The 25,794-nt window shown below is 62.2% G+C and carries 25 protein-coding genes; 14 read left to right on the top strand and 11 right to left on the bottom strand.

All coding sequences use genetic code 11. From position 1 onward, the window contains the following. Positions 1-289: 289 nt before the first annotated feature. From CXY77_RS20055 to msrA, 3 genes are all read left to right on the top strand, one after another. A complete protein-coding gene (locus tag CXY77_RS20055) occupies positions 290-433 on the top strand; it encodes a hypothetical protein (protein ID WP_158252753.1) in 144 nt (47 codons plus the stop codon). 14 nt (positions 434-447) lie between these two features. Next, positions 448-879, top strand: coding sequence for a DUF3846 domain-containing protein (locus CXY77_RS02555; protein WP_158252754.1), 432 nt, complete (start codon positions 448-450; stop codon positions 877-879). Between the two features lie 534 nt (positions 880-1,413). After that, positions 1,414-1,932, top strand: a complete 519-nt coding sequence (gene msrA / locus CXY77_RS02560; RefSeq protein WP_104129609.1) for a peptide-methionine (S)-S-oxide reductase MsrA — start codon at positions 1,414-1,416, stop codon at positions 1,930-1,932. 249 nt (positions 1,933-2,181) lie between these two features. Here msrA and CXY77_RS02565 read toward each other — a convergent pair whose 3' ends face one another. Continuing rightward, a complete protein-coding gene (locus CXY77_RS02565; protein WP_104129582.1) occupies positions 2,182-2,619 on the bottom strand; it encodes a hypothetical protein in 438 nt (145 codons plus the stop codon). Between the two features lie 663 nt (positions 2,620-3,282). Between CXY77_RS02565 and CXY77_RS02570 the strand changes: the two genes are divergently transcribed. Then, a complete protein-coding gene (locus tag CXY77_RS02570) occupies positions 3,283-3,702 on the top strand; it encodes a DUF3846 domain-containing protein (RefSeq protein WP_104129583.1) in 420 nt (139 codons plus the stop codon). Positions 3,703-3,914: 212 nt separating this feature from the next. Here the strand turns inward: CXY77_RS02570 and CXY77_RS02575 are convergent, their stop codons facing one another. After that, on the bottom strand, positions 3,915-4,829 hold the full coding sequence (locus CXY77_RS02575) for a hypothetical protein (protein ID WP_199181858.1): 915 nt from the start codon (positions 4,827-4,829) through the stop codon (positions 3,915-3,917). Between the two features lie 644 nt (positions 4,830-5,473). Here CXY77_RS02575 and CXY77_RS20060 point away from each other — a divergent pair. Further along, positions 5,474-5,617 (top strand): hypothetical protein, encoded by a 144-nt coding sequence (locus CXY77_RS20060; protein ID WP_158252755.1) that lies wholly within the window; start codon positions 5,474-5,476, stop codon positions 5,615-5,617. 55 nt (positions 5,618-5,672) lie between these two features. On the opposite strand, the gene CXY77_RS02580 is transcribed toward CXY77_RS20060, so the two are convergent. After that, positions 5,673-6,722 carry a biotin/lipoate A/B protein ligase family protein gene (locus tag CXY77_RS02580; RefSeq protein ID WP_104129584.1) on the bottom strand — a complete coding sequence of 350 codons (1,050 nt, stop codon included), beginning with the start codon at positions 6,720-6,722 and terminating at the stop codon, positions 5,673-5,675. A gap of 757 nt (positions 6,723-7,479) precedes the next feature. Between CXY77_RS02580 and CXY77_RS02585 the strand changes: the two genes are divergently transcribed. The 5 genes from CXY77_RS02585 (at position 7,480) to CXY77_RS02605 (ending at position 10,577) form a co-directional block, all read left to right on the top strand. Further along, positions 7,480-8,373 (top strand): ParA family protein, encoded by an 894-nt coding sequence (locus CXY77_RS02585; protein WP_104129585.1) that lies wholly within the window; start codon positions 7,480-7,482, stop codon positions 8,371-8,373. Next, positions 8,370-8,966 carry a ribbon-helix-helix domain-containing protein gene (locus tag CXY77_RS02590; RefSeq protein WP_140425456.1) on the top strand — a complete coding sequence of 199 codons (597 nt, stop codon included), beginning with the start codon at positions 8,370-8,372 and terminating at the stop codon, positions 8,964-8,966. The genes CXY77_RS02585 and CXY77_RS02590 overlap by 4 nt, the downstream gene beginning before the upstream one ends. An 85-nt stretch (positions 8,967-9,051) precedes the next feature. Next, the gene (locus CXY77_RS02595; protein ID WP_199181859.1) at positions 9,052-9,702 is read left to right on the top strand and encodes a ParA family protein; all 651 of its coding nucleotides are present in this window, start codon (positions 9,052-9,054) and stop codon (positions 9,700-9,702) included. Positions 9,703-9,904: 202 nt separating this feature from the next. Further along, on the top strand, positions 9,905-10,111 hold the full coding sequence (locus tag CXY77_RS02600; protein ID WP_140425457.1) for a hypothetical protein: 207 nt from the start codon (positions 9,905-9,907) through the stop codon (positions 10,109-10,111). A 265-nt stretch (positions 10,112-10,376) separates the two neighbouring features. Beyond that, positions 10,377-10,577 carry an SOS response-associated peptidase family protein gene (locus CXY77_RS02605; RefSeq protein WP_104129588.1) on the top strand — a complete coding sequence of 67 codons (201 nt, stop codon included), beginning with the start codon at positions 10,377-10,379 and terminating at the stop codon, positions 10,575-10,577. A 173-nt stretch (positions 10,578-10,750) separates the two neighbouring features. On the opposite strand, the gene CXY77_RS02610 is transcribed toward CXY77_RS02605, so the two are convergent. From CXY77_RS02610 to CXY77_RS02625, 4 genes are all read right to left on the bottom strand, one after another. Then, positions 10,751-11,767: a nuclease-related domain-containing protein gene (locus CXY77_RS02610; protein WP_158252756.1), complete on the bottom strand. Its 1,017-nt coding sequence runs from the start codon at positions 11,765-11,767 to the stop codon at positions 10,751-10,753. A gap of 361 nt (positions 11,768-12,128) precedes the next feature. Further along, positions 12,129-12,641 carry a hypothetical protein gene (locus CXY77_RS02615; RefSeq protein ID WP_104129590.1) on the bottom strand — a complete coding sequence of 171 codons (513 nt, stop codon included), beginning with the start codon at positions 12,639-12,641 and terminating at the stop codon, positions 12,129-12,131. Next, positions 12,638-13,216, bottom strand: coding sequence for a recombinase family protein (locus CXY77_RS02620; protein WP_104129591.1), 579 nt, complete (start codon positions 13,214-13,216; stop codon positions 12,638-12,640). The genes CXY77_RS02615 and CXY77_RS02620 overlap by 4 nt, the downstream gene beginning before the upstream one ends. A gap of 6 nt (positions 13,217-13,222) precedes the next feature. After that, positions 13,223-13,972, bottom strand: coding sequence for a Fic family protein (locus tag CXY77_RS02625; protein ID WP_158252757.1), 750 nt, complete (start codon positions 13,970-13,972; stop codon positions 13,223-13,225). A gap of 597 nt (positions 13,973-14,569) precedes the next feature. Here CXY77_RS02625 and CXY77_RS02635 point away from each other — a divergent pair. From CXY77_RS02635 to CXY77_RS02650, 4 genes are all read left to right on the top strand, one after another. Then, complete coding sequence (locus tag CXY77_RS02635; protein WP_104129594.1) at positions 14,570-15,265, top strand: SOS response-associated peptidase; 696 nt, start codon at positions 14,570-14,572, stop codon at positions 15,263-15,265. Positions 15,266-15,535: 270 nt separating this feature from the next. Next, the gene (locus tag CXY77_RS02640; protein WP_104129595.1) at positions 15,536-16,174 is read left to right on the top strand and encodes a restriction endonuclease subunit M; all 639 of its coding nucleotides are present in this window, start codon (positions 15,536-15,538) and stop codon (positions 16,172-16,174) included. After that, the gene (locus CXY77_RS02645; RefSeq protein WP_104129596.1) at positions 16,171-17,844 is read left to right on the top strand and encodes an Eco57I restriction-modification methylase domain-containing protein; all 1,674 of its coding nucleotides are present in this window, start codon (positions 16,171-16,173) and stop codon (positions 17,842-17,844) included. The genes CXY77_RS02640 and CXY77_RS02645 overlap by 4 nt, the downstream gene beginning before the upstream one ends. Further along, positions 17,844-20,429, top strand: a complete 2,586-nt coding sequence (locus tag CXY77_RS02650; RefSeq protein WP_104129597.1) for a DEAD/DEAH box helicase family protein — start codon at positions 17,844-17,846, stop codon at positions 20,427-20,429. Before CXY77_RS02645 ends, CXY77_RS02650 begins: the two co-directional genes overlap by 1 nt. 44 nt (positions 20,430-20,473) lie before the next feature. Here CXY77_RS02650 and CXY77_RS02655 read toward each other — a convergent pair whose 3' ends face one another. From CXY77_RS02655 to CXY77_RS02670, 4 genes are all read right to left on the bottom strand, one after another. Continuing rightward, positions 20,474-21,103 carry a recombinase family protein gene (locus tag CXY77_RS02655; protein WP_104129598.1) on the bottom strand — a complete coding sequence of 210 codons (630 nt, stop codon included), beginning with the start codon at positions 21,101-21,103 and terminating at the stop codon, positions 20,474-20,476. 214 nt (positions 21,104-21,317) lie between these two features. Beyond that, positions 21,318-22,775: a hypothetical protein gene (locus tag CXY77_RS02660; protein WP_158252758.1), complete on the bottom strand. Its 1,458-nt coding sequence runs from the start codon at positions 22,773-22,775 to the stop codon at positions 21,318-21,320. A 615-nt stretch (positions 22,776-23,390) separates the two neighbouring features. Further along, entirely contained in the window at positions 23,391-23,996 is a 606-nt protein-coding gene (locus CXY77_RS02665) for a hypothetical protein (RefSeq protein WP_104129600.1), read from the bottom strand. Next, positions 23,980-25,032 carry a hypothetical protein gene (locus tag CXY77_RS02670; protein ID WP_140425458.1) on the bottom strand — a complete coding sequence of 351 codons (1,053 nt, stop codon included), beginning with the start codon at positions 25,030-25,032 and terminating at the stop codon, positions 23,980-23,982. The genes CXY77_RS02665 and CXY77_RS02670 overlap by 17 nt, the downstream gene beginning before the upstream one ends. Between the last annotated feature and the right edge of the window lie 762 nt (positions 25,033-25,794).

The following is a 25,794-nucleotide window of genomic DNA, read 5'->3' on the forward strand; positions in this document are numbered from 1 at the left end:
GAACACCAGCCACAGCCACAGCAACAGCAACAACATGGAACGGCGGCGCGGCCGCCCTCAGTCCTGCACGGGCGGAGCCGCTACGCGGCACTGTTTTTCTGATGCTTTTTTGACCATTCCGGCCGGTCATCGTAGCTTCCTGCGCGGCTGCGTTCCCAGATTTTCAGACGCGGTCGCAGGCTCCCTTATTTCGTCTGAAATTCTGGGCACTTCACCGCTTCGGTCGCTATCGATTTCTCTCGCCGGAAGGCAAAAAAACAAGTTGTCCCAGGAGAAAGAGAGAAATGCCATGACGTACGACTACGAGAACACCTATCCGCGCGACCGGTACGCCGACGGGTGCGCGTGCAGCGGATGCCAAAGCGAAGGCCTCGTCGACACCCAGCCCGACGAAACGTGCACTGTTACCCGCTACGCCGACAGCAATGCCTAACCAGGAGACTCACCATGACCACCGACACCACGCAGCTCCGCGCCCTCCGCATCGGCTTCCTCAAGGAGCTCGAACCCACCTTCATCGACCCGGCCCGCATCGTGGAGGCCCTGGACGAGAGCGTCGGGTGCAACAACTTCGACGTCGTCGGCCTCGAGGAAGACATCGACCTGTTCGTCGACGATGACGGAGCCCTCAACGGGTCACGGCTGAACCTGCGCGCGACCATCATCGCCCACTTGCTCGGTAAGCCCGCCGTGCTCTTTGGTAACGCCGTTGCGCTGGGCTGTGACCCGAACACCGGTGAGAGCATCAGCCTGACCGACGCCCAGGTGCACCGCCTCGCCGCCGGAATCGCCACCCGGCCCGCCCCGACCATCATCGACCAGCTCGCTGTCGGCCTGAGTGCATTCCCCGGACTCGTCGCCATGCTCCGCCGCCACTAACCAACTCACGGCTGGCCTGCCCTGACGTGGTCAGGCCAGCCGTGAGGGGACGGGCCCCCTCACACTCCCCCACCTAAACACCAGCAACCACAGCCACAGCATGGAACGGCGGCGCGGCCGCCCTGCTGACCTGCCCAAGCGGAGCCGCTGCGCGGCACTGTTTTCTGATGCTTTTTTGACCATTCCGGCCGGTCATCGTAGCTTCCTGCCGCGTCTTCGTTTCGGGCTTTCGCGGCATATCCTCAGTCGCTTCGCTCCCTGTGGTATTCCACGACCCTGCACTACGGCGCTTCCGGTCGCTATCGATTTCTCTCGCCGGAAGGCAAAAAAACACGTCGGCCTTATCGTACGATCTGGGTCCATTACTACTCCCAACCCTTTAAAGGACAGACCCTTCGTCAGCAACGGCTCCCGTCGACACAGTGGGTGCAGGGAACATTTGGCAGTGGAGGCCTGTTCTACGTGACATGGCTCGCTCCGACCGCAAGCAATTTGCGGTTCGAGCAGCCCAATGACTACGAAGGAGTCCGCACGATGACCACAACGACAGAAACAGCGATCTTGGCCGGCGGATGCTTTTGGGGAGCGCAGCAGTTGTTGCGTAAGCGCCCAGGAGTGATCTCGAGCCGAGTCGGATATTCCGGCGGCGAGGTGGCGAACCCGACCTACCGTCACCACAATGGCCATGCGGAATCGGTCGAGATCGTGTTCGATCCCGACCAGATCGCCTACCGTGACGTGCTGGAGTTCTTCTTCCAAATCCATGACCCGTCGACGAAGAACCGTCAGGGCAACGACGTCGGCAACAGCTACCGATCGGCGATCTTCTACACGAATGACGAACAGAAGCGCGTCGCGGAAGACACGATCGCCGATGTCGACGCCTCCGGCCTCTGGCCCGGCAAAGTTGTCACCGAGGTGACCCCGGCTGGCGACTTTTGGGAGGCCGAGGAGGAGCACCAGGACTACCTCGAGAAGCTCCCAAACGGCTACACCTGCCACTATGTGCGTCCCGGATGGAAGCTCCCGAAGCGTGAGCAGCTCGCGTCCTAGCTTTCTCTGTGGTTTTGCCCGGATCGCACCGGGCAAAGGTTTACGCCACGGCACCAGCGTCGTGCGCAGGGCCGCGGGCAAACCCACAGCCCTGGCCGCTTCGGTTAGCAAGACGTCCCTTGCGCCGAAACCAGGACCACCAGTGGCATACCCCGGACAGCGCGACCCTCACTAAACCACGCCCGAACCCTGGGAACAGAACCAAAACGAAATCAGGAATCCCTCACCGGCCGACCGTTAGATCCACGCTTATCGCTGCGATCCTCGGGAGAGCCCACCACGTTCACGCTGTTGCACCGTTGATGTGCCAGCTCGTCGGGCTTTTGGTGCACGCCCGGGCTGTGACCGGACCGCTTCACGTGGGTGCTTCGCCTGGTCGCCGTCCGCGAGAAGGCGGGCGTGGATGGTTTTCTGGTCGGCCTTGCCTTCAAGGCTCGAGGCGAACTGTCGGCGGCGTTCTGAGCTGTCGTAGTCGAGGCCGCTCGTGCCGCGGGTCACCTCAGCTTCGCGGTGCAGCTGCTCGGCCTGACGCTGGCTCTCCGAATCGTTGGTGCGGTCGGCGTCAGTGTTGTCCTGATCGCGTTCGTTGGCCTGGGCGTGGCGCCTGTTCACGTCAGCGAGAAGCAACTGCGACGCGGTGAGTTCTTCGCCGGCACGTTCCCTGGGCGCGGGCCAAGTCCCGGTCATGCTCGGCGCCTTGCAGTGCGGCTCAACCCCCGCCTCTAAAACGGTGTTTCCAGCATTTCCACGGTCCGTAAGTACCGCGCGCGACCCCAGGACACCTGAGACGGTCGATTTCTGCGCTAGTCGCTGCCGCGTAGCTTCAGAATCCGTCTCGGTAGCTTCCTTCCACCTGGCGTGACGTGCAGCGCGCTAGGACTGCCGTGCGAACGATCCTTATCGGACGTCCCAGGCCGCACGCCCTTAGCGTCGGATATTCGACGAATTCACAGGTCACCCCTTAACGCGCTTGTGGCCTGTGGTGGGGAATTGCTCCACCTGGCGCAGTCAGAGGAAAACTCCGCCCCTGCGCCGACCCGGAAACTCTTAGCGTGTTATTTATTCCGTTTCCTGAGCTGACCCCTTTCTGGGTGAGAACCCCTGGCGGGGCCGGCAACGCCGGGAAGAACTTTCTTTTGAGCCGCTGCGCGGCACGTTCTGAACCCGTTTTTTTCCTTTCCGGCAGCCGATCGTAGTTCGCTCCCGGCCCTGCGTGCCCAGTTACCGGGACGCGGTCGCAAGCTCCCTTATTTCGCCCCGAAACCGGGCACTCCGGGCCTCCCGCTCTCAATCGATCTCTCTTGCCGGACAGGCAAAAAACAAGTTGTTTTGAGGGAGAGGACCCACATCATGACCACCACCATCCGCAGCATCCAGATCAACCCGACCGAAACCATCACTACCCTGGACGTGAACGAGGCCAGTATCGGGGCGGACATCACCGCGGCCATCGGCTGCCGGATGTTCGACGTCGTCGGCCTGGAGGACGAGATCGACCTCTTCGTCGATGATGAAGGACTCATCAACGGGTCCACCCTGAACCTGCCCGCGACCGTGCTCGCCCACCGACTCGGCCGCCCCACGGTCATCTTCGGCACCGCCATCGCTGTCAGCGTCACCGCAGACGGCGAAACCGTCGGCCTCACCGACCCACAGCTCGCCAGAATCCAGCAGGCACTCGCGCAGAAGCCCGACGCGGAGACCGTCGACGCCCTCGTGGAGAGTCTGTCCCCGTTCTCCACCGTGGTGAGCATGCTCCGCAACAGCTAGCCGCGACGATCGGCTGGCCCGAACGGGCCAGCCGATGCCGGGGCAACCCCGTGCGACTCCCTCACCGGCGCGGCCACCTGGATGCACGGACACGACCTCAGGTGCGCACCACCGGCCCGCGGCCGGCGGCGAGGGGCGAGTCCCCTCGCGCTCCCCCACCAGGGCAACCCGCGGTTCGCGCGAGCTCTGGGACCGGGTCGGGGGTGCGGGATTTACCGCTTCGAAGCCGGCTTCCCGGCCGGCGGGGTGGTTCGGGCTTCGGCGGTGTCGGCGCGGGTGCGCTGTTCGCGGGCGTCCTGGCGGGCTTCGGCTAGTTCGGTGCGGAGCTGCTCGTACTGCTGGTCCTGGCTGGTGCGGAGGTCAGCGACGCGTTGATCCCCGTGGACCCGCTCCCGGTCAGCGTCTGCCCGGGCCGCGTCCCGCTCCACACTCACCGTGGACACCGTGCCCCGGAGGTCACTGACCTCTTCGCGCAACGTTTCACGCTCGGTGCGGAGCTGGTCCGCCTGCTCCCGGGCAACGACGAGGTCGGCCTCGGCCCGCTTGGCCCGGTCCGATTCCTCGTCAGCGCGGGCGACCGCGCCCCGGGCCCGCTCGTCCGCTTCCGCCCGCGCCGCGACCGCGGCTTCCGCACGGCTGCTCGCGTCGACGCGGGCTTGCTCGGTCTCGGTCAGACGCATTTGGGCGCTGGCCAGCTGCTCGCGGAGCTCGACCAGTTCCGCCTGCGCCGCCCGGTCCCGGGCCTCCCCCGCACTCCGGGTCTCGACCAGTTCGACGCTGGCCTGCTCCAGCGCCAAGGACTGTGCGGTCAGCTGTTCGTGGGTCTCGGCCAGGGCGGACTGCTGCTGCTCGGCGAGCTCGGAGGCCTCGACGGCGGCCGCGTCGGCCTCGACCCGCTCCGCTTCCGCCTTCCGCTGCGCCTGCTCCGCCCGGGTCGCCCGGGCCGCCGCCGACGCGACCTGCTCGGCGGCCTCGCTCGTGACGGATTCGATCTGTGCCTCGGCCGCGTCGGGGTCTGCGACCGTGCGGAGCTCCTCGACCAGGGCATTCAGCTGGGCGCCGAGGTGCTCGACCATCCCCGCGACCTGACCCCGGATCTCACTCGCACGCTGCCTCGCAGCATCCACCGGACGCTTCTCATCCTCGAGGCCCGGCGCCGGCTCCGCGCTCAGGCGGCGGCGCGCACGCCAGGCCGCGGCCCGGTTATGGCCCTCGTCATCGCAATACTCCGGCGGCCGCCCCGTCCCAGCCTCCGCGGCGACTGCAGGCCGCTCACACCCCGGAAACCGACACGTACGCTGCTCAGCCTGCACCAGATCACTCATAACGTCACACTAACAGAACAAAACACAAAACACGTAACAAAACAACGAAACACGAAACCCCGGGTGCTGCTCGCTCTCGTCATTTGTCATTTTTCGAAGTCGTCTGCACAGATGTTCGTACTCGCCTGCGCAACTGGTTCGGAGATCCACTGACGAGGTCTTTTCTGCTCAGTTGGCCTCGGGAGCGTGAACTTGATCCGCGCCGCCACGACCACAGCACGGCCGCATCGACGGCGTCCCTGGCGACGATCGCTCGTGCCGAACTCGCCAATGTGCACCGCCTCCGCATCCACCGGCCGCATCCGTCGTGCAGAGGAGTACGAGCAAACGGGCGTTTTGTGCAGATGAGTACGGAAAAGCCAGTGTTCACAGTCGCCTGCACAACCCCGAAAACATAGGGGCTGTTGTGTGCAGACGACTTCGAAAAATGACAGCATGACCTGGCGGTGGTGCGCGCGCTCAGTCACGACATCCTGGTGATGAAGGATGGCGCTGTGCTCGAGCAGGGAAGCGCGGCCGCGCTCTTCAGCAGTCCGCAGTATCCATTCACCCGTGAGCTGCTGGATGCACGCTACATGCCGCTCGCCTGAGGGTTTGCCGTCTGTGCCGTCTGTGCCGTCTGTGCCGTCTGTGCCGCCAGGCCGCTCAGGGTACGCGGTGCAGCCATTCCTCGGTGCCGAACTTCTCCACAACCAGTTGCTCGGCGCGCGCCAGTTCCTCCGATGTGATCGCCCCCGTCCTCAGACCGTACAGGCCGCGGAAAGTGTTCACCATCTCGTCCATGATCTCGTCCCGGCTGAGACCGGTTTGGCTGCGCAGCGGATCGACCCGCTTCTTGGCGCTCTTGGTTCCCTTGTCGCTCATTTTCTCGCGACCGATCCGGAGCACCTGCACCATCTTCTCGGCGTCCATGTCGTAGCTCATCGTCACATGATGCAGGAGCGCGCCGGTGCTCAGGCGTTTTTGCGCGGCGCCGCCGATTTTTCCTGCGGAGGAGGCGATGTCATTCAACGGTTGGTAGTAGGCGTCGACGCCCAGAACGCTCAGCGCAGTGATCACCCATTCGTCGAGGTAAGCGTATGACTCGGCGAACGACATGCCGTGAACGAGGTCGGTCGGTGCGTAAATCGAGTAGGTGATGAAGGATCCGGGCTCCACGAACATGGCACCCCCGCCGGTTATGCGTCGCGCGACCTGAATTCCGTACTTCTCCGCGTTCTCCAGGTCTACCTCGTTCTTCAGCGACTGAAAACTGCCGATGACCACAGCCGGTTCCGTGCGCTCCCAGAAGCGCAGAGTCGGTTGGCGGTGACCAGCACCGACCTCCTCGGTGAGTACCTGATCGAGAGCCATCTGCAGCAGTTCGGGATACGGCTCGCCGTGAATGAGCTGCCAGTCGTAGTCGGTCCAGACCGATGCGCGTGTCAACGCTCGTCGGGTAGCCACAGCGACCGAAGCAGGTGAGAAACCAAGGAGCATCGCACCGGCTGGCAGTGCCGTCTGCACGGCCTCGGTGATGTCGGAGGATCCGCTTTCCTCGGGCAGGCCGTTCACGGCACCATTGATCGCGGCAAGCGCCTCATCCGGCTCGAGAAAGAAGTCGCCGGCAAGCTGGAAGTTCACGATCGTGCCCTCCACCACATCGAGGTCGACGACCAGGAGTTTTCCGCCGGGCACCTTGTACTCGCCGTGCATTCTGCGCCTCTCTCTGAACTCCGGCTCGACACTCCAGAATCCGGCTGTCGGTGGGTCCGCATCGAGTCTAATCGGCGGTCGCTGCCTCGAAGCGGCGCCAAGCGGCCGACCGGCTCGTCACGCGTGGCGTCACGGCACAGGTCACTCCCGCAGCGGCAGATGATGCGATCCAGAGAATTCGTGTCATTTTCCGCTCACGATTGCACAAATGTCCGTACTCGCGTGCACAACTGACTCGGTGACTATCCGACGAGGCCTTGTCGCTGAGTTGACCTCTGGCGTAGTCGCCCGTCTCGGCTCAACGACGGCGATCGTATCCGGACCCTGGCCGACTCGGCGCCCCTCCCCTCTACCTCCTGCTTGTGCAGGCAAGTACGAGCAGAAGCGACACTCGTGCAGGGGAGTACGGAAAAGTCAGTCGTCACACTCGTCTGCACAACCCCGAAAACACACGGGTCGTTGTGCAAAGGACTTCGAAAAATGACAGAACGAAACGTAACTAAAGCGCCAACGATCTGGCACCTGGTCGGGGCTTTCGTGGGCGAACGAGTTTCAATTTTGAGGTGTGAGTATCGATCTTTCCGGGCACCCTCGACATATTGAACTGTAAGCATATTGTATAGCAATACGTATAGCACGTGTTATAGCACTACGCGGTGCAGCTATAAATATTGCGCACATAGTTTTACGTGCGGCGACTACGTCCGCTATGCTAATAGCAATTGTTATTGCAGTTTGCACAATGAGGGAGTCCACCATGGCTATTGCACGCACTGTCGCTGTTGAGCAGGGGAAGGGCGGAGTCGGAAAGACCAGCCTCGTCGCCAACGTCGGCGGCCTGGCTGCGGCAGCGGGCGTGCGTACCCTGATCGTGGACCTCGACCCTCAGGGCAACATCGCACGGGACCTCGGCTTCGCGCCGTCCGACGGACAAGAGCTCTTCAACGCCTTCGCGACCGGGGGTAGCCTGCCCGTACTCAAAGACGTCCGGCCCAACCTCGATGTCGTGCCCGGAGGCCCGGCAGTGGGTGACATCGCCGGCCTCAACTTTTCCTGGCAGCAGCGTGGCGCTGGCGACTTCGGAGTTCAGCTCGAGCGCACGCTGGGCGCAATCGCGGGGGAGTACGACCTGATCCTGCTCGACACGCCTCCAGGAGACCGAGTGATCGCCGAGGGCGCGCTGGCCGTGGCGACATCCGTTGTCATTCCGACGCGGTCTGACGAAGCCAGCATCGATGGTGTCGCCCGAGTTGCTGAGCGGTTTCAGAATGTGGCCGCCCGCAACCCGCAGCTGCGTCTTGCGGGCGTCGTGCTCTTCGCGGTCGGATCCCGTTCCGTGCGCCTCGAGCGCGACGTCCGCGCGGCGCTCACCGATCTGCTCGGCGGCGTCGCGCCAGTGTTTGAGACGCGCATTCGTCACCTCGACAGCGCTGCCGTCGACGCGCGCAGCCGGGGGCTGTTGATTCACGAGCTGGAACAGGCTGCACGGGATGACCGCACGGCCAGGCTTACCGCGCTCAAGGCCAAGGAGAAGCCGGCCGATGGGTTGTTCGTGCGCGATGCGAGCGGTCTGGCCGAGGACTACGAAAACCTAACCCGTGAGATTCTTACAGCTCTGGGCCAGATCCAGGACGAGGTCGTGACCGCATGAACGGCATGATCAAGCGCTCGAGCGTCGGCACCAGCTTCACGACTCCGAAGACCCGTGGGGCAGAGCCCAAGGACCGTGCTGCCGGCCTGGCGGGGCTCCTGCCCCCGCGCCCGCCAGCACCCGCCGTGCCCGAGTCCTCAGACGCGGCTGCACTTGAACCGAAAGTAGCTCCTGCTCTAACCGTGGTGCCTGTGCCGCAGCCATCGACCGTCACTCAACCGGTCGCCTCCAGCGCAAGTGGGGGAGGGGTCGCTACCATCGGTGTTTATCTGGCCCCACTGACACTTGAGCGTGCTCGTGAGACCTCTTTGGCGCGACGTATCACCTACACGGACTTGCTCGTGGAAGCCTTCGACTTCGTGACGGATGCCCAGCTCGCCGCGGAATTCGTGCCGGTGGCGCCGCTTGTGCAGGGCAAGGTCATGCCGACTCGAGCCCGCCGCCGCCGTGGATCCGCAGGAATTCAGATGAATTTAAGACTAAGCACGGAGCAGCGCGAGTGGCTTGACGCCAAGGTACAGACTCTTGGTGCACCGTCACGGTCTGCCCTGGTCGCTGAAGCCTTGCGGCTGCACTTGAACCCGTCGCAATAGCGTCGATGGAGGCCTGGCGGATAACCCGACGTTGAACTGTACTGCTCGTGGACCTCGGCCCCAATCCGAGAAGTCCGACCAAACCTTGACGTATTCGACCGGGGCCCAGCCCTCGACCAGGCCACTGCCGGTCTCGCTGCCAAGGCGAACAAGGGACCCCTACGGGGCCAAGCTTGCCGTTGCGCACCTCCTCGAGCCCATTGCCGGCGACTACGACATGATCCTCATCGACTGCCCACCAGGCGATGAAACCCTCCAGACGGCGGCCGTAGCGGCCGCGAGGTGGGCACTCGTCCCAGTCAAGAGTCACAAGTCAAGCCGAAAGGGGCTCGGCGCCGTCGCAGCACGACTCGACGCCGTCCTGGGAGTGAACCCCACCCTTGACTTCCTGGGCGTGGTCCTGGTCGATGTAGGCACCTCCGCCCACGTCGTCCAACGCGAAGCACGCGAACACATCGCCGAGCTCTTCAACGCCGACAACAACGTCGTCTTCACCGCCACCGTCCGCCACAGTGAAGCGACCGCCCAAGCAACCCGAGAACGGGGGCTCCTGGTGCACGAACTCGACGCACAAGTCCGCAAGGGACCGAAGTGGTACGAAATCCGGCGCGGTGACGCTCAAGCACAGGCACTCGCACCACGCACGGCATCGTCGGTCGCCGACGACCTGCAGGCAATCACCCAAGAAGTCGTGGCCAGGATCACAGCCGTAGAGAACCAGGAGTCCCTCGCATGAGCGACGGCACCCCCAACCGACAGATCGGCGGTCTCACTCCAGCGCCGGGACTCACGACTTGAGCCGACTCCAGGCCAGAAATCGACCCGAACCCAAACCAGAAACTGCTCAACAGGCCGAACCCATGCCGGCCAAAGCGGCCAAACCTTCACGCACCCCGCCAAAGAAGTCGGCAACCGTTGTGGTCGACTCGACCGCCAGGATGACTACCTACCTGTCAGCAGCGACGCGTGACCGGGCCCGAGCCACATACCGGGCAACGAGCCACCTCGAGGGTGATGAGAGCTGGTCAGACTTCGTCGAGCGAGCCGTCCTGGCAGAGGTAGAACGCCGCGAACTCACACACAACGCAGGGGAGAAGTACAAGGGCGACAGCTCGCCACTGCCCGTCGGGCGGCCGCTCAGCTAAGCGACCACCAAGCCGGCAACGGGATCCGCCGAAGGTCCAGCGAGGGCGCGTAGTCTGGCCGACATGGACGACGACCTGGGTGTGCCGAACTGCGAGCGATGCTTGGTCCCCATGCTGATCAAGGGCACCGATGAAAGCCCATTCTGGTGCTGCCCGGAGTGCGGTTTCGTTCGAATCGTTTGACGTTCCTCTTCCTGATAATGCTCAGAAGGTGAGGAGACGATCCCATTGCTGATGGGCGCGGGGGAGAGCTAGTTTCAACGGCATGTGCGGCAGATTCGTGGTTCCCAGCACCACAGCTGAGTTGCTGAGCTTCTTCGACGCCACCGGCGACAACGCCGCTGACTGGCAGCCTTCGTACAGTGTCGCCCCCACGGACCCGGCACCCATCGTGCGCGAATGGAGCCACGATGAAACAGTGCAGCGAAACGTGGACCTGGCGTCATGGGGATTGAAGCCAGGGTGAGCGAAGCCCGGTGGCCCGGCCCCGATCAACGCACCAGCTCACGGCTTGGAACGAAAGACTCTCGGCGTGATGGATGCCGGTGTGGCCGGGCAAGGCGTCTAGGACGCCTTCGATTCGTGCTCGATCGTGTCCTCGGCCAGGGTGCGCCGCACACTCGACATGCCAACCTGCGGCTAGCGGGTGCTGACGTACCAAATGGTCAGCCCGACGCAGATGGCGACGAGCTTAATGATCTCGGCCTGTCGCTTCTCCTTCGCCTTCTGGGCTCTCTTGCTGGGCCGGGCGGCGCGGGGCTTCGCCGCCGTTGGCTGACGGGTGCGCGTGGTTGCCGGGGAAGCTGTGGTGCGCGGCCGCAGGATGACGGGTGGCGTCGCCTCGTCCACGACGCGGTCGCTGAGCGCGTGGAATGCGGCGGCGATCTCGGCGGGTTCCTCGATGGAGTGTGGGCCCGCGTGCCAGGTCCCGGGTTGCGCTGCCGCGGCGACGATGACGGCGACCTGTTCGACGCTGAAGATGGGGCGGCCGCTGACGGTGGCGCAGAGGTCGCGGGAGTCGATGATGCGCAGTTCGACACCGTCGCCCTCGGGCGGTGCTTTCCGGGTAATGCTGGCCGGGTCGACGAGCGCGATGACACCGCAGACAGGGACCGTCATCCCGGTCACCTGGGAGAGCATCTTCTCCGCGCGTTTCGCTTCCTGGCTGGCCTTCCGAATGTACGGCTGCTTGTGATTGCCGACCATGAACCCGCGCCCGGCGACCCAGATTTTCTGGCCCGCGTGCCGTTTCGTGTTGATGGTGAACACCCCGGCTTGGCTGATGACGACGTGGTCAATGTCGCTCTCGCCCTTCCCGACGGGAACGGAGTGCAGAACGGTCCATTCCGGGCCGAGTTGCGCGAGGTGCGCGCCGACCTGGATCTCTCCGAGCGCGCCGATCCGCCACGGCACAGCGGCGTCTGTCAAGAGCACGGCGCCGGTCTCGGGGACGATCTCTCCGGATTCCGCTTGGCGGCGGAGCACCTCGATCATGAGGCCCTGTCCGGGGACGTTGCCCCGGAGGTCCCGGATGACCCGTGGCGCCGCTCTACGCCCGGCTCCGGGCGTGTGCGGGCGCGCCGTTGTCTGCGCTGCTGCCGTCTGCTCTGCTGCCGTCTGGTCTACTGCCTGGTTCCCTCCCCCCTGGGATTCCATGACTACTTCCGTTCGCTCGGGTCGCCGCAAAGCAGGCATTAATCCATGCCTGGATCTTCGGCGATGTTGTAGATTCAGTGCAGGCCGGGAACGCGGGAACCCGCTCCGTCCGACTGATCGCTGACTCCCAGAGGTTACCGCTGGATTGGACCGTTTCCCCTCGTTCCGAATGGTCGATATACCCCCAGAACCGCCGCTGCTCCGCAAGTCCACGGCGGGTCTCCAGACCTAGAACATTTCGTCGACCTGAGGCTCAGCCTTGCGCATAGGTGGCGAGCGGTTGGGGCTCAACAGCAAGGAACTCGCACGACTACGCGGCCTCGCACACCCTGGGACGGCAAGTTATCGGCCTGAAAGTGGCTCACCGGCCTAGGTCTAGGCCCCGGTCTCGTTCTGGAGTCGACGCCCTGTATTCACGGCCCTCGGGTGCCGCGTGCTTCCCACGCACGCGGCTCCAGGCTGCAGGTGTGAGGTAATTGCGCTTGTTCACATCGACGATGCGCTGCAGCTCGGGATCGAGTGCTGGAGAGCCGTGAGAGTCCGTCGATGGATCCACCTCAGGTCGCGCCATTTCTGCGTGAACCTCGGCCAGCGAGGCAGGCGGACGCTCCCCCTCGTACATGGCCTTCGCACGCAGCTCCGCAAGAAACTCAGCGCCAGCTCCTGGAATCCCAGTGTGATCCATCTCCTCGAAGAGCCGGCCGTCCTCGGTGTACGTCACACCGTCGCGCTCGACGTAAGTCACGCCGTCGATGTGGTCATCAAGCATGCGATCGAACTTGCGTTGTTCCTCGCTCGCGCGAAAGTCATCCGCGAGCAGCCCTGCCGCGATGGCGTCAAGCCCATCGTCGTCACTGGCGGCAGCGTCGGTCATACTGTCTCCTTCAATTCGTGCTCGTCAGCGTCAGCGAGAGCGCGGCGCACGCTCGACATACCAACCTGCAACGCCTGGGCGATAGCCGCCCAGGTCGCCTTCTCGGCACGCATGCGCCGGGCGACCTCGATACGCTCCGGGGTCATCACGGTAGGCCGCCCGCCGAGCCGGCCGCGGTCCCTCGCGGACGCGAGGCCAGCGCGGGTGCGATCAGAAATGATGCGGCCATTCATCTGCGCGAAAGCGGCACAGATATCAAAGAACAACTCGCCGCCCGCAGCGGTGGTGTCGAACGGCTCGGTTAGCGATTTGAACTCCACACCCCGCGTCCGCAACTCGGAAACGATGGACACGACGTCGCTCATCGACCGGCCCAGCTGGTCGGTGCTGTAGACCAGCAACGTGTCACCACGCCGCAGACACGTCATGCAGTCGGCCAGGCCCGGCCGGGCGGCATTCTTGCCCGTCGACTCGTCCGAATAGATGAACTCGGCCCCCGCCGCTCGGAGCGCGTCGGTCTGCGAATCAAGGTTCTGATCCTGCATGGACACGCGGGCATAGCCAACAACCCTCACGACCCGCTACCTCCCGTAACCCGTCTCGGTGCCAAGCCCCGGGTCCAGCGCCTGGTATCCCCGTGCCTCGGCGTTACGCCCCTGAGCCGGCCGACCGATCTGCGTGGCACTCGTCGGGAAATTTCGTTTGTGCACGTCGATGATCCGCTGCAGCTCCGGCGCGAGCGGAATGATCTGGGCCGGTACCGGCTTCGCCCGGTCGCGGGTGATCTGGTCGAACACGGCCACCAGCTCCGCGGGACGCACCGCGAGATACCCCGTTTCCGGCCGGGACCGCTTCGACTGCTCATTCCACAGCCCCTTCTCGACGAGGGAGTAGTTCAGCGTGAAAGCTGACTGCTCAGCCACCTGGTCAAGGAAGAGCTTGCCGGTACGACCGTTCCCCTCCCGGCCAAAGTGAGCCTGGTTGATGTTCGCGTAAACGAACGCAACCATGGGCACGAACTCCTCCCTCGGTATGCCGGGCAGATCCGCCTTACGGATCGCCTCGGCGGCGTTTCGCCAGTACTGTCCGATCTGGTTCGGTGCGGCGAAAGCATGATCGCCTTTGACCATCCCGTGCGGCCGGACCGCGCCCGCCCAGTTCGGGTACAACTCCGAAAACATCGCCGTATGCAACTGCCGGGCGTGCGCCAGATCAAACGACCGCTCGATCGGAATGGCCCCGCGTTGGATAGCATCTCGCGCGTCATCGACGAGAAAATCTTCGAATCGCTGCAACTCAACCCGGTCGCGGATTCCCTCGGTGTTTCGCATCAAATGAACTCCGCCTGTCTCCCCGAGCGGACACAGCGTCGACAGAAAATCCGGGTAGGACGTATCGAATTGTTCCCCGGACGGCATCAGGGCGTGTCAGTTCGTCCAGGTCGAATCTCAGCTCGGGCAAGAGCCCTGAACTGCTCGCGAGAAATCTTCTCCGTCGACAGCAGGAGGGCTAGCTCGACGTCGCGCCGAGACGCCTCGCGTCCCTCGTGGGCATCACTTCCGAAGTTGCTCATAACCCGCATCGCGGTGTCCGGATCCACACCCTCAAAGAGCTCCGGGTACAGCGCCCGAACATCGTATCCACCAGCCACAACAAGCCCCTCCGTCGTTACTCAATTCTATCAGAAATGCTCATAAACGTTCAGAGTTAGCTTTTGGCAATAACGAAATACGGCAACGCCCCAGAGGGTGCCGAACGGCGAACGATGCTCGATGCCCTGGCGATCAAGGGCACCGATGGCGACCATTGCTGGTGCTGCCCGGAGTGCGGATTCGTCCGACTGGTCTGATGTTGTCTTATCGATGGCGCCCAGAGGAGGACGGGGATCCCATTGCTGACGAGGCCGCGGGAGAGCTAGTTTCAACTGCATGTGCGGCAGATACGTGGTCCCCAATACGACAGACGAGCTCCTGAGCCTCTTCGACGCCACCGGTAACAACGCCGCCGACTGGCAACCCTCGTACAGTGTCGCCCCCACGGACCAGGCACCCATCGTGCGCGAATGGATCCACGACGAAACAGTGCAGCGAGACCTGGACCTGGCTTCCTGGGGATTGAAGCCAGGTTGGGCGAAGCCTGGTGGACCGGCCCCCATCAACGCACGCCTGGAATCGGTGGCCAGTAACGGCATGTTCCGCAGCGCGTTTGCCAGCCAACGGTGTCTGGTGCCCATGGCCGGCTACTACGAGTGGCAACAGATGGACGACGGCAAACAGCCCTACTTCATCCATGGCGACGGCGATGGGCTGGCCGCGGCCGGCCTCTACGCAGCCCGCCAGGAGGACGACGTGTGGAAGGTCACGTTCACGATCATCACGCGCGCAGCTCGTGACGCGTCAGGCGAGATCCACGACCGCATGCCCGTGTTCTTGACCTCGGACGTGTGGGACCAATGGCTACGCCCGGAGAAGATCAGCGACAAGGAGTTACCGCTCTCGATGCTTGACCGCAGCTCCGTCTCTGTTGCCAAGACCGTGACGGCGTACCCGGTAGCCCGGACAGTCAACACCGTCCGCACTCTGGACAGCGAGGACCGGAGATTGATCGAACCGATCAGCTTCTAGTTGGTGCTGAGGTCACCTGGGCTAACACGGACCCTCAATACTCGGCTCTCTTGTCGACCCACATCACGCTTCCCCCGACGGCCTTGATGGAGAATTGACCTGCGAGGGTGACGATAGCGTGGTGGTACACAACCACATCCTGCTCCATGATCACCGGAAATGCGCTCCGTGACTCCCTCCCTTGCCCTCTTCGCTCCCTACGAGCGTGCTCACCCCCCGCGTCTGAGCGTTGTCGGTACGGTGAAGCTGCGAAATAACAAGGACGAAGGTATGGCGAACGTTAAGAGGCTGCTCGACACGGTAGCGGCGCACCCGCTCGTCAGGTCAAGACAGCGGGTACAAGATCACGCTGAAGTACTTACCCCTGCCTGGCTCGTGGACGACATGCTCGACCTCGTGAAGGCCGAGTCGGAGCGGGTGGAATCGCGCTTCCTTGAACCTGCGTGCGGTACCGGTAACTTCCTAATTCGCGTACTTGGACGCAAAATGGCGACCGCGAAAGCTCGCTACGGTCGGAGCATTTTTGAGAAGCGCCACCACATGCTCCTGGCTCTGATGTCTATATACGGGATTGAAATCCAGGGCGACAACGTCGCGGAATGCCGCCGCAACCTTCTCGTTCTTTTCAATGGCTACGTCGGGTCCGAAGTCGGCGATGAATGGCACCGAGCCGCGGCGGTCGTCGTGACGGCAAACATCGTGCAGGGCGACGCCCTCGCCATGATCACCCATCGAGGTGAGCCCATCGTATTTCCCGAGTGGGGCTACATCGGCAAGGGCAAGTTCCAGCGACGCGACTTCCGCTATGACCGGCTCGCTGGCCCTGAAGTGTTCGAGCCAGTGAGGTCCTATGCTCCCATGACCGCCAGCCAGATAGCAGAGTCAGCGGAAGAGCAGCAAGACGCATGAGCGAAATGACTATTACCGACCTTTCGAAGAACGGCGCCGCGCTTTCATTCAGGGTTCGAAAGCCCGACGTGCTCAATACGATTGCAAACTTGTCTAACGACGAAGTCTTCACCCCGCCAGAATTCGCGGGCCGGATGCTCGATACCCTCGCCGACGCGTGGGCCGTCGACCACGACGGCGCTTCGATCTGGGCTGATCCGACCGTGACATTCCTCGACCCATTCACGAAGTCCGGTGTCTTCCCGCGCGAGATTACGAGACGGCTCGTAGAGGGGTTGGAGTCTTGGGAACCAGACCTCGACAAGCGCGTCGACCACATTCTCATGAAGCAAGTGCACGGCATCGCCATCACGACGGTTACAAGCCTGCTAGCACGCCGCTCGCTCTACTGCTCCAAGGATGCGATGGGCGAGCACTCCATCGCCAAGTCGTTCACCCGTTCCTGGGGCAATATCTGGTTTAAGCGAACTGAGCACAACTGGAGCAAGGGCACACCCGAGCGGCAGATCCACCCCGTCACCGGCGACGAGCTGCTGGTGTACCCCACCTGCGGGTTTTGCGGGGCACCCCGGAGCCTCTTCGGCGTCACGGAGCGCGACGATTTGGAGACGCACGCCTACGAATTTATTCACACGGACGACCCAAATGGACTCGTCTCTGCCCTTTTTGGAGTCCCCATGCAGTTCGATGTCGTAATTGGAAACCCGCCGTATCAAATGACGGGCGGAGCAGGCGGATCGTCGGACTCCTCGATCTACCACCTGTTCGTGGAGCAGGCGCAGAAATTGGAACCCCGATACCTCAGCATGGTGATTCCATCCCGGTGGCTCGCTGGTGGACGCGGCATGGACGGGTTCAGGGCCGCCATGCTTGGCGGAGGTCACATCCGAGAACTTGTGGACTTCCCGGCCGCCGCCGAGGTGTTCCCGGGCGTCGAGGTGAAGGGTGGAATCTGCTATTTCCTGTGGGAGAGTGCCTACGAGGGCGACGCGAAGGCAACCATTGTTCGCAATGGCGAGCCGACCACGACCATCCGCGACCTCGGAGAGTTCGATGTTTTTGTGCGCGACCCACGCGCCATCGGAATTCTGCAGAAGGTCCGCGCACAGGCAGAGCCATCGGTAGTGAACCACTTGACCGCCGATACGCCTTTCGGAATCGCAACGAACTTCGCAGACTTCCGTGAGGCGGGTACATCCAAGGATGTCGAGCTTCACTACATCAAGCGCAAGCGCGCTGTTGGTTTCGTCCCTCGATCCTTCATCAGGAAGAACGCTCAGCTAATTGATTCTTGGAAGGTGCTGGCCACGGAGGGGTATAACGGCGGGGATGGCACGCCCCACCAGATCGTGGGTCGCCCGCTCATCGCCGGGCCCGGTTCGGTCTGCACCCAGTCATATCTCGCCTTCTGGGTTGATACAGAGATCGAAGCAAAGAGCCTGATGTCGTACTACTCGACGAAGTTCTTTCGCTTCCTCGTGTCGCTCCGAAAAATCACGCAGCACGCCCTCCGGTCTACCTACACCTGGGTCCCGCAGCAGGAGTGGGATCGCGCGTGGACAGACGCCGATCTTTACGCGAAGTACGGGCTTTCCGCCGACGAGATTGCCTATATCGAGTCTGTCATCAAGCCGATGGTGCTCGCTGCGGACGAGGGGGCCGAGGACTGATGGCGGCCACTTCTCTCTCCGACCTCTTCCCAGCGATGCTTCAGGGTGAGCCACGGCTCTATGCCTACTCGATCCCTGACGTCGCGCATGACGGCCTACTCAAGGTCGGTCAGACCGTTGGAGATGTGAAGACGCGGGTGCGACAGCAGACTTCGACAGCCGCCGTGCAGGCAATCATCCATGTCGATGAACCGGCCTACGACGCGGACGGGGTCCGGATCACCGACACGATGGTTCGCAAGCGGCTCGTTGCGAAGGGGTTCGAGAACGTTGACTTCTCGACCATAGGCGGCGGACGCGAGTGGATGCGTTGCACGGTTCAGCAGGTGCTGACAGCAATCACCGAGCTCCGCGAGCACCGCGAGCTGTCTGGCACGCGACACGAAAGCTTCGGCACCCGTGATGAGCAGGCCGAGGCGATTTCAAAAACGCTGGCATTTTTTCGTCGAGAGTGGGACGCCGACCCGGAGGCGGTGCCACGCTTCCTCTGGAACGCGAAGATGCGCTTCGGAAAGACCTTCACGTCGTATCAACTGGCGAAGCAGATGCGCGCGCGTCGCGTCCTAGTCGTTACTTATAAGCCAGCCGTCGAAGACTCCTGGCAGACCGATCTCGAATCGCATTCTGATTTTGAGGGGTGGCAGTACGCCAGCGCGAAGTCCCCGCTGATGGACCCGACGAAAGCGGACCCGACCAGTCCGCTGGTCTATTTTGGGTCGTTTCAAGATCTATTGGGCCGAGATAGGGCGACCGGCCTCATCAAGTCGAAAAACGAGTGGCTCCACGCGATCAACTGGGATCTGGTGATCTTCGATGAATACCACTTCGGTGCCTGGCGGGAGAATGCTAAGGAACTGTTCGAGGGCGAAGACACCACCGAAGCAAAAGCCGAAATTGCCGTCGAATTCAGCGCTGCTTTGGAAGCAGTAGACGAAGAGATGGCACAATTTGGCGAAGCCGAGTCGAGTTTTTTGCCGATCACGACTCGCGCTTTCTTATATCTCTCCGGCACACCTTTCCGGGCCATTGCCGAAGGTGAGTTCGTAGATGACAACCTATTTAACTGGACATATACCGACGAACAGCGCGTGAAAACGGAATGGCTCACAAGTCATCCGGAGAAGTCCAATCCGTACGCTGCACTACCGCAGATGTGCTTGATGACCTACCAGATGCCCGACGAGTTGATCACCGTGGCGAGCCAGGGTGAGTTCGACGAGTTTGATCTCAACGGCTTCTTCGAGGCGACCGGCGAAGGCACGAATGCCGTCTTCCGCCACCCCGACGATGTACAGAAATGGCTCGACATCATCCGAGGGGGACATCTCCCAACCAGCATCGATGCGCTCCGTGTCGGCTCCCGCCCACCATTTCCTTATTCCGACACGCACGTCTTGCCGTACCTCAACCACTCGTTCTGGTTCCTTCCGACAGTCGCCTCCGTGGGCGCGATGGCAGGCCTACTGAAAGCGCCACAAAATCAGAAGTTTTGGGGCGAGTACGAGGTGCTGAACGTTTCCGGACCCGGTGCCGGGATCGGACTAGCCGCTCTGCCACCCGTGCGCCGCAAGATCAAGGACGGGTTCGCCACGAAGACGATCACACTGTCCTGCGGAAAGTTAACGACCGGCGTGACAGTGCCCCAATGGTCGGCGATTCTCATGCTCCGCAACCTCACGCGCCCCGAGACGTACTTTCAGGCTGCCTTTCGTGTCCAGTCGCCTTGGGCAATTACCAACCCGAACGGCAACGACCCAAACGAAGTAGAGGTCGTTAAGCCCGTCTGCTTCGTGTTCGACTTTGCCCCAACACGCGCTCTCCGTCAGGTAGCCGATTATGCGCGCGGCCTTGCGCCCGATCAGCCGAACGACGACAAGGCTGTAGCCGACCTGCTCGCGTTCCTGCCGGTGCTCGCTTACGACGGCGCGAACATGGTGCAGATCGACGCGGGTAGCGTACTCGACATCTCCGCGTCTGGCACCAGCGCAACATTGCTCGCTCGCAAGTGGGAGTCCGCGATCCTCGTCAATGTGGACAATGACACGTTGAAACGAATTATGGGCAACCAGGAAGCGCTCGATGCCGTTTCGCGTATCGAGGGTTTCCGCCGCCTCGGGGTAAGCGTGTTCGAGACGATCATCAATAAGACCGAGCGAATTAAGGAACTTAAGAAAAAGGCGAAAACCGCAGGCGGTCTCTCAAAGGAGGACCAAAAGGAACTCACCAAAGAGGAGAAAGAACGTAAGTCCCTGCGGAAGCAGGTGCAAGAGAAACTGATCAAGTTCTCCACCCGTATCCCCGCCTTCATGTATCTCACGGACTTCCGCGAGAACACGCTGAAGGACGTTATTACGAAGCTGGAGCCAGACCTGTTTCGCTCGGTTACCGGCCTCACGGTCAAAGATTTCGACTTGCTCGTGTCGCTCGGACTGTTCAATTCCTCGCACATGAACGAGGCAATCAAGACATTCCGCCGCTTCGAGGATGCAAGCCTGTCTTACACCGGCGTCGACTCCCACGAGGGCCTGCGCCACTGGGGCCTATTCGACACGGTAGTAGAGGTCGAGGGTCTGTTGGCAGGCTAGCTGGCGTGTGGCTGTTGGTGCTCCGTGGCGGCGTGCTGTGATCGCTATTTGGTGTTGTCGCTTGTCAGGGTCTCGTCACCAGATTGATCTGGTAGTAGCCCCAGGGCTCGGGCTCGGCGGTAGAAGGTAGCTCGGGACATTCCGAGGTCGAGCGCGACCTGGGCCGCTGTCTCTCCGCCCTCAATGAGCCGGCGGGCATTGCGGACTTGGCTGTCGGTGATGATCCGCGGGCGACCGCCCAGATCCTTGCCGGCCGCGCGGCGTTTGGTGATCGAGTCGACAACGCGCTCTCGCTTGATTTCGTGTTCCATCTGCCCGAGCGCCGCCATGATCGTGAACAGCATGGACCCCATCGGTGTCGCGGTGTCGACGTCGCCGCCGCCCAGGTTCAGTACGCGGAGGCCGGCGCCGCGGCCGCGGAGCTCCTTGGCGAAGTCGAGCATGTTCTGCGTCGATCGACCCAGCCGGTCCAGAGTCGTGATGACGAGCGTGTCGCCATCCTCGAGAGCGTCCAGTGCGCGATCGAAGTGAGGCCGTGTTGCTCTGGCGCCAGAGACCCCTTGGTCGACATAGAGGTCGTCGCGCCGGACACCCGCGGCCAGGATGTCGGCTTGTTGCCGGTCGGTGGATTGTTGGCGCGTCGATACGCGCGCGTAGCCGATCAGCTTCGTCACTCTGCTCCTTGGTGTTTCATAACTAACGGTGAGTACCGTCATTCAACCAGTAGGTTATGCGACGTAGTTATGCGAATCGCCGGGCCCCGAGATTCCGGTCAATTCCGGCGATCTGCAAAGGCGAAAAAGAGAGTCGTGAGACGCCTTATATCCCTAGGGTTGCGAGACAGCGTGTGTGTGGATACCTCGGGATCCAGACTAGCCACAACACCTGTCAGCGATTCTCGGCTTCCGAAGCGTGACCGTCTTCGTTCTCGATGAGACCGTAGGGCGGGTCATCAGGGTTCTGCGAGTAGCGGATGACGATGTGCTGGTCGGCCACAGACGGTGGTTGGTTATCGACGAAAATAATCTGCGCGCCGGGGTGCTTGGCGAGCCAGCTCACGACGTGGCGGTAGATGTTCTCCACGATGTTGCGGCTGCGAGTGGTGATGAGCCGGTCGATTTCGGCATCGCCCTCGTCCGCGCCTGGATTCGGCGTAGTCGGGACAGTGACAGCTCCGGGGACGAGGTTCTTCTGGGGGCTGTCGACGATGACGAATCCTGGATGGCCCGAACCCTGCTCGAACGCCAATTCGAAGAGCGCGAGTTCCCAGGCGAGTGCGATGAGCGTCATGGCCCCAGAAGAACCGACCTTGTCATAGCGGCGCCCGCGAACGAACGGCACGAGGTTTCTGTCAACGTGCACGAGATCGACTTTCGGGTAGCCGAAGTCTTCAAGGATGCTGAACAGGCGTTCGCCGATGCGGGCGAGGGTCGTGTCGCGAGGCGTCGCATTCTTCAGGTATCCCGCTTTGCGCGCTCTCGCCTCCTTGAGGGCGGCTGACGTCCGCAGGAGTTCCACTTCCTTTTGCTGCAGCTGTAGCAGCATTTGCCGTGCTCGGAGCATCGTCTTGAGCTCGACGCGAGTGTCACCGAGTGACTGCTGGATTTCGTCGCGCTGCGTCAAGAAGGGCGAGATAATTTCGCCGGAGATCCGGTCCAGCGCTGATTGCGCCTCTCGTACCTCAGCATTGGCGGCGCTCAGTTTCCTCCGAAGCTTGTCGCCTTCTGCGCGCACTTCCTGAGCGAACTCGAGGAGCTGGTTCAAGCGGCGCACAAGACTGCGTCGTTCCGTGCTGAGGTCAGGAATGCTCTCGCCATCGGTGACGTCTGTTGTCAAGTGGGAGTGGCACAGCGAGCACTCGTTGTCGACGACCTTGGGTGGTGACTGGAGCTTGCTCTGACATGCCGGGCATGTCACCACGGTCAGCGAGTCGAAGAGGTTTAGCGATTCGGCGACGAGATCGAGTCGTCGGATCTCATCGGCATACTGAGCGCGGAGGGGTTCAAGCCGCCGTGCAAGGGTGTCCCGGTCTCGCAACTCAGCCTGGATACGCTGTGCTTGCTTCTCGTTCCGGGCGTAGTTCGCACGTAGCTCGACGGTGAAGTCGCCGCGAGCGGAGATGTTGCCGTCGATAGTCCGCTTCTGTGCGTTGAGTTCGGCTACCCTGACTTTGAGCCGGTCCGACTCGGGGTCGATCTCTTCGATGGTGGTGAGCCCCGCATCGGTCATAAAGGTCCGAAGCGTCTGGACAGCTCGCGCGAGCTCCCGTTCCTCCGCGCCCAGTTCTTCCACGGCGCGAGACAGCGTTGACTGCTCGTCATCCGAGACGCCGAACATGATATTCACGACCTGGTTGAGCTTGATGGAACGGTGCGGTTGTTTTTCGTACGCAAGGTCGCCGTTGTCGAGCCTCCGGTTGGTGAGGAACCAGAGCGGTTGCAGGTCTCTGAAGCTCAGTGCGCTGGTTTTCGAGTCTGGCTGAGACGGCGACTGGTCCAGGCGGAGTCCGCCGAGACCACACAGCTGCAGGAGATAGTGGGACAGCGATTCGGCATCGGCGGGGTCGGAAGTGAAAGACCGAACTGGTGAGCCAGACATCGTATCTAGGTCACCGGTGTAAAGGTAGGCGCTCGTTGCCTTCGTTCCAAGCGCTCTCTCGATGACGTAGTGTGCAGGGTCAGCGTCGCCCGGTCCCGTGACGTCGATGGCCAGCTGAGCGGATCGTACGTTCGCCATCACCTCATCGTGTTCGGGATGCTCCTTCGCGCCAAGGCACCAGTCGACAAACTCCAGCACGGTGGTCTTACCGGTGCTGATCTCCCCGGCAATAATCGACAGTGGCCGGATCAGATCCTTGTTGTACAGGTCGGTGAAGTCGACGCGGTACGAATGCTTTGGGCCGACCAATCGGAGAGCTCGTATGTTGAAGGCGGGAAGAGTCGTCATGGTTATCGTCGGTTCCTAGAAGAGCATGTCGCGTGGTTCGAGCCCGGAGGTTTCAGCCTCGAGCTCGTCGATTGTCGGACTGTCGATGAGGTCAAAGAGCACAGGGTCGACCCGAAGCCATGTTTCGAGGCTCTCTCGCATCTTTGGTGAAGACAGCTTCATCACGAGAGGAGCAACGGTCGCAACGCTGAGCCGGTATGCGTCGGCGTACACAGAGCACAGACTGTCCGCTGACAGCTGCCCCAATTCGGTTACGGCGAAGACTCTCTGCCCCTCGTGGACAGTGAGTCGTACAAGCCCGAAAGCGACCAGTTGGCCGATGTCCGAAGTCACTCGTTCCCGCCGAGAAACGAAGCGCTGGCTCGGCGAAGCGTAGGCAATTGAGTGGCGGCCAAATCCTTGCAGCTGTAACTGATTAGCGGCGGGAGAATCCGTGTCCAACACGAGGAACGGATTCGCCGACAGGAACTCAATCACCGAAAGCCGCTCGATATCCAGCTTCCTCGCCTGGGCTTGCGTACCCACCAGAACGAGAATGATCTGGGCCATCCGAAAAGCGGGTACAGACTCCGCGCGCAGCGTCGATGCCGCGTTGTCGTTGGGGTCAACCTGGTTGCTCACGGTTCTCCTCGATTCCATCCTCGTTATTCGGGCTGGAGGCGCTGTTCGGAATCCGTGCACGGTGGACTTTGGCGACATCACGCCAGTCCCGAACCCATCCCGCGCGGCCATTATCCACGGCTTGATGGAGCAAGCCAACGCCGTGAAGGACGTGTGCTCTAAGGCTCGCGGCCTCCTGCGCGTGACTTGTCTCGATGCTTCCGAGCACCTCGCCATATAGTTGCGGGAAGCGCCGGTCCGTCGACATCTGACATGCCGTGTTGAAGGCCGTTGACCAGGTCGATGAAACCCGCACACGCCATGTCGAGAGCGCCGAGATTTCGGGCTGGATCCCCTTGTCGGTGACCTCGCGCTCCAGGATCTCGGCATTGAAGAACGCTTCTCGGGCAGCGAAAGTCTCTGGCAAGCCGGCTTCGTCCATCTGACGCACGAAGAGAGTGTCGTCGTACTTGGTGTTGTCGACAAGTTCCTCTAGTCCCCGTGGCTCTTCGAGGTCAGCGGCTGTCGGTGGCAGCGAAAAAAGAGGCGAGAAGTAGTGATTCCGAACGTCCGCCGCGGCCCATGCCTGGAGCCGTCGCCGCAACCGCCCTGCGGTCTCGAGGCTCACCGTGAGTGTGTCGGCCTTGGACGTTCGCGTTTTCCACCCTTCCCACCAGGTGAGCATCGGACCATCGAGTTCGCAGGGGACGCAGAGCGTCCAGGACGCGATCTTGTAACCGTTCTCCCGGGCAGCCTTCTGGGCCGAAGTGTACGAGTCTCGGACATCGCCCTGCTGTGTCTTCGCAAACCCGTCGATGAAGTACTTCGACTGCCAGATATGGACTTCGCCTTCTTTTCCGAGGTCCCCGACGTAGGCGTCGATGCCCCAATCGCCCGGGTTCGCTTGAACTTCCTGAACATCAGGATGAACGATCCCAACAATGTCTGCATTAAGGCGTTCGAACGCGTCGCGAGCACCCGCGGGGCCAGCGAATCTCGTTTCAAGGAATCGGAAGTCGATGTCGCCGGAGCCCACCACCGCAATTTCAGTTGACAACCGGCCCCCAAGCCCCTGTTCGGTAGAGAAAGCATATCCATAACCCATGCGACCGCATATTCCGCGGTGGTGCCTGAGCCGACCCGCTCGCCGCCACCGGACTCACCGACCAAGTGGCGTGTTTCACTGACTCGACCCGGAGGATGAGTGGTTCAACGCCGAACGCGACACGCCCGAGTCGAATCCGCGATAGCCTCGAAATGCCCGGAAATACGCCGGACAAAAACGCTTGTGTTGCGTCGACTCTCAGAATCCGCCGTTCCCCACTAGGAGCCTCTGGCGGGGGTGCTCCCAGGTCACCGCGAGTGGAACACGATTCGCGGAAATCAAGCCCTCGACAGCCCCCATCCTCCGGCGTCGGTTTCACCGGGCCTCGCACCGCCCGCACCGCAGCAATCGGCGCAGGGCTTTATTTGGTTTGGCCGTTGTCGCTCGGCCGCCGCAGCACCGCCGTCTAGAAGTCAGTCACTTTCTTGGCAGGCCACGCGCACCTTGCGGGAATACGATCTCTCTATCGGGCTTCCCGTCACGTCGGCAGCCCGCGACGCACCGCCTCACAGCAGTGTCGAAGCATCGCTGCACCACAGATTGACGCCGCTGCGATGCGGCGGCTAATCGTTATATTGTGACCCCGACGACACCGTTTCTCATCCAGCTAAAGCACACAGGGAGCATCGATGGGCACTGACGACCAGACCAACACATGCAGTTTCCACATGAGCGGTGCGCTGCCAGCAGGTGGCGACCACCTCGGTGGCACCT

The sequence above is a fragment of the Cryobacterium sp. N21 genome, from assembly GCF_002929575.1.
In the GTDB taxonomy this organism is placed as follows: domain Bacteria; phylum Actinomycetota; class Actinomycetes; order Actinomycetales; family Microbacteriaceae; genus Cryobacterium; species Cryobacterium flavum.

Excerpts from the sequence above, each read along its gene's own strand:
- CXY77_RS20055 (WP_158252753.1), top strand. The coding sequence starts at position 290 with ATGACGTACGACTACGAGAACACCTATCCGCGCGACCGGTACGCCGAC.
- CXY77_RS02555 (WP_158252754.1), top strand. The coding sequence starts at position 448 with ATGACCACCGACACCACGCAGCTCCGCGCCCTCCGCATCGGCTTCCTC.
- msrA (WP_104129609.1), top strand. The coding sequence starts at position 1,414 with ATGACCACAACGACAGAAACAGCGATCTTGGCCGGCGGATGCTTTTGG.
- CXY77_RS02565 (WP_104129582.1), bottom strand. The coding sequence starts at position 2,619 with ATGACCGGGACTTGGCCCGCGCCCAGGGAACGTGCCGGCGAAGAACTC.
- CXY77_RS02570 (WP_104129583.1), top strand. The coding sequence starts at position 3,283 with ATGACCACCACCATCCGCAGCATCCAGATCAACCCGACCGAAACCATC.
- CXY77_RS02580 (WP_104129584.1), bottom strand. The coding sequence starts at position 6,722 with ATGCACGGCGAGTACAAGGTGCCCGGCGGAAAACTCCTGGTCGTCGAC.
- CXY77_RS02585 (WP_104129585.1), top strand. The coding sequence starts at position 7,480 with ATGGCTATTGCACGCACTGTCGCTGTTGAGCAGGGGAAGGGCGGAGTC.
- CXY77_RS02590 (WP_140425456.1), top strand. The coding sequence starts at position 8,370 with ATGAACGGCATGATCAAGCGCTCGAGCGTCGGCACCAGCTTCACGACT.
- CXY77_RS02600 (WP_140425457.1), top strand. The coding sequence starts at position 9,905 with ATGACTACCTACCTGTCAGCAGCGACGCGTGACCGGGCCCGAGCCACA.
- CXY77_RS02605 (WP_104129588.1), top strand. The coding sequence starts at position 10,377 with ATGTGCGGCAGATTCGTGGTTCCCAGCACCACAGCTGAGTTGCTGAGC.
- CXY77_RS02610 (WP_158252756.1), bottom strand. The coding sequence starts at position 11,767 with ATGGAATCCCAGGGGGGAGGGAACCAGGCAGTAGACCAGACGGCAGCA.
- CXY77_RS02615 (WP_104129590.1), bottom strand. The coding sequence starts at position 12,641 with ATGACCGACGCTGCCGCCAGTGACGACGATGGGCTTGACGCCATCGCG.
- CXY77_RS02625 (WP_158252757.1), bottom strand. The coding sequence starts at position 13,972 with ATGCGAAACACCGAGGGAATCCGCGACCGGGTTGAGTTGCAGCGATTC.
- CXY77_RS02635 (WP_104129594.1), top strand. The coding sequence starts at position 14,570 with ATGTGCGGCAGATACGTGGTCCCCAATACGACAGACGAGCTCCTGAGC.
- CXY77_RS02640 (WP_104129595.1), top strand. The coding sequence starts at position 15,536 with ATGGCGAACGTTAAGAGGCTGCTCGACACGGTAGCGGCGCACCCGCTC.
- CXY77_RS02645 (WP_104129596.1), top strand. The coding sequence starts at position 16,171 with ATGAGCGAAATGACTATTACCGACCTTTCGAAGAACGGCGCCGCGCTT.
- CXY77_RS02650 (WP_104129597.1), top strand. The coding sequence starts at position 17,844 with ATGGCGGCCACTTCTCTCTCCGACCTCTTCCCAGCGATGCTTCAGGGT.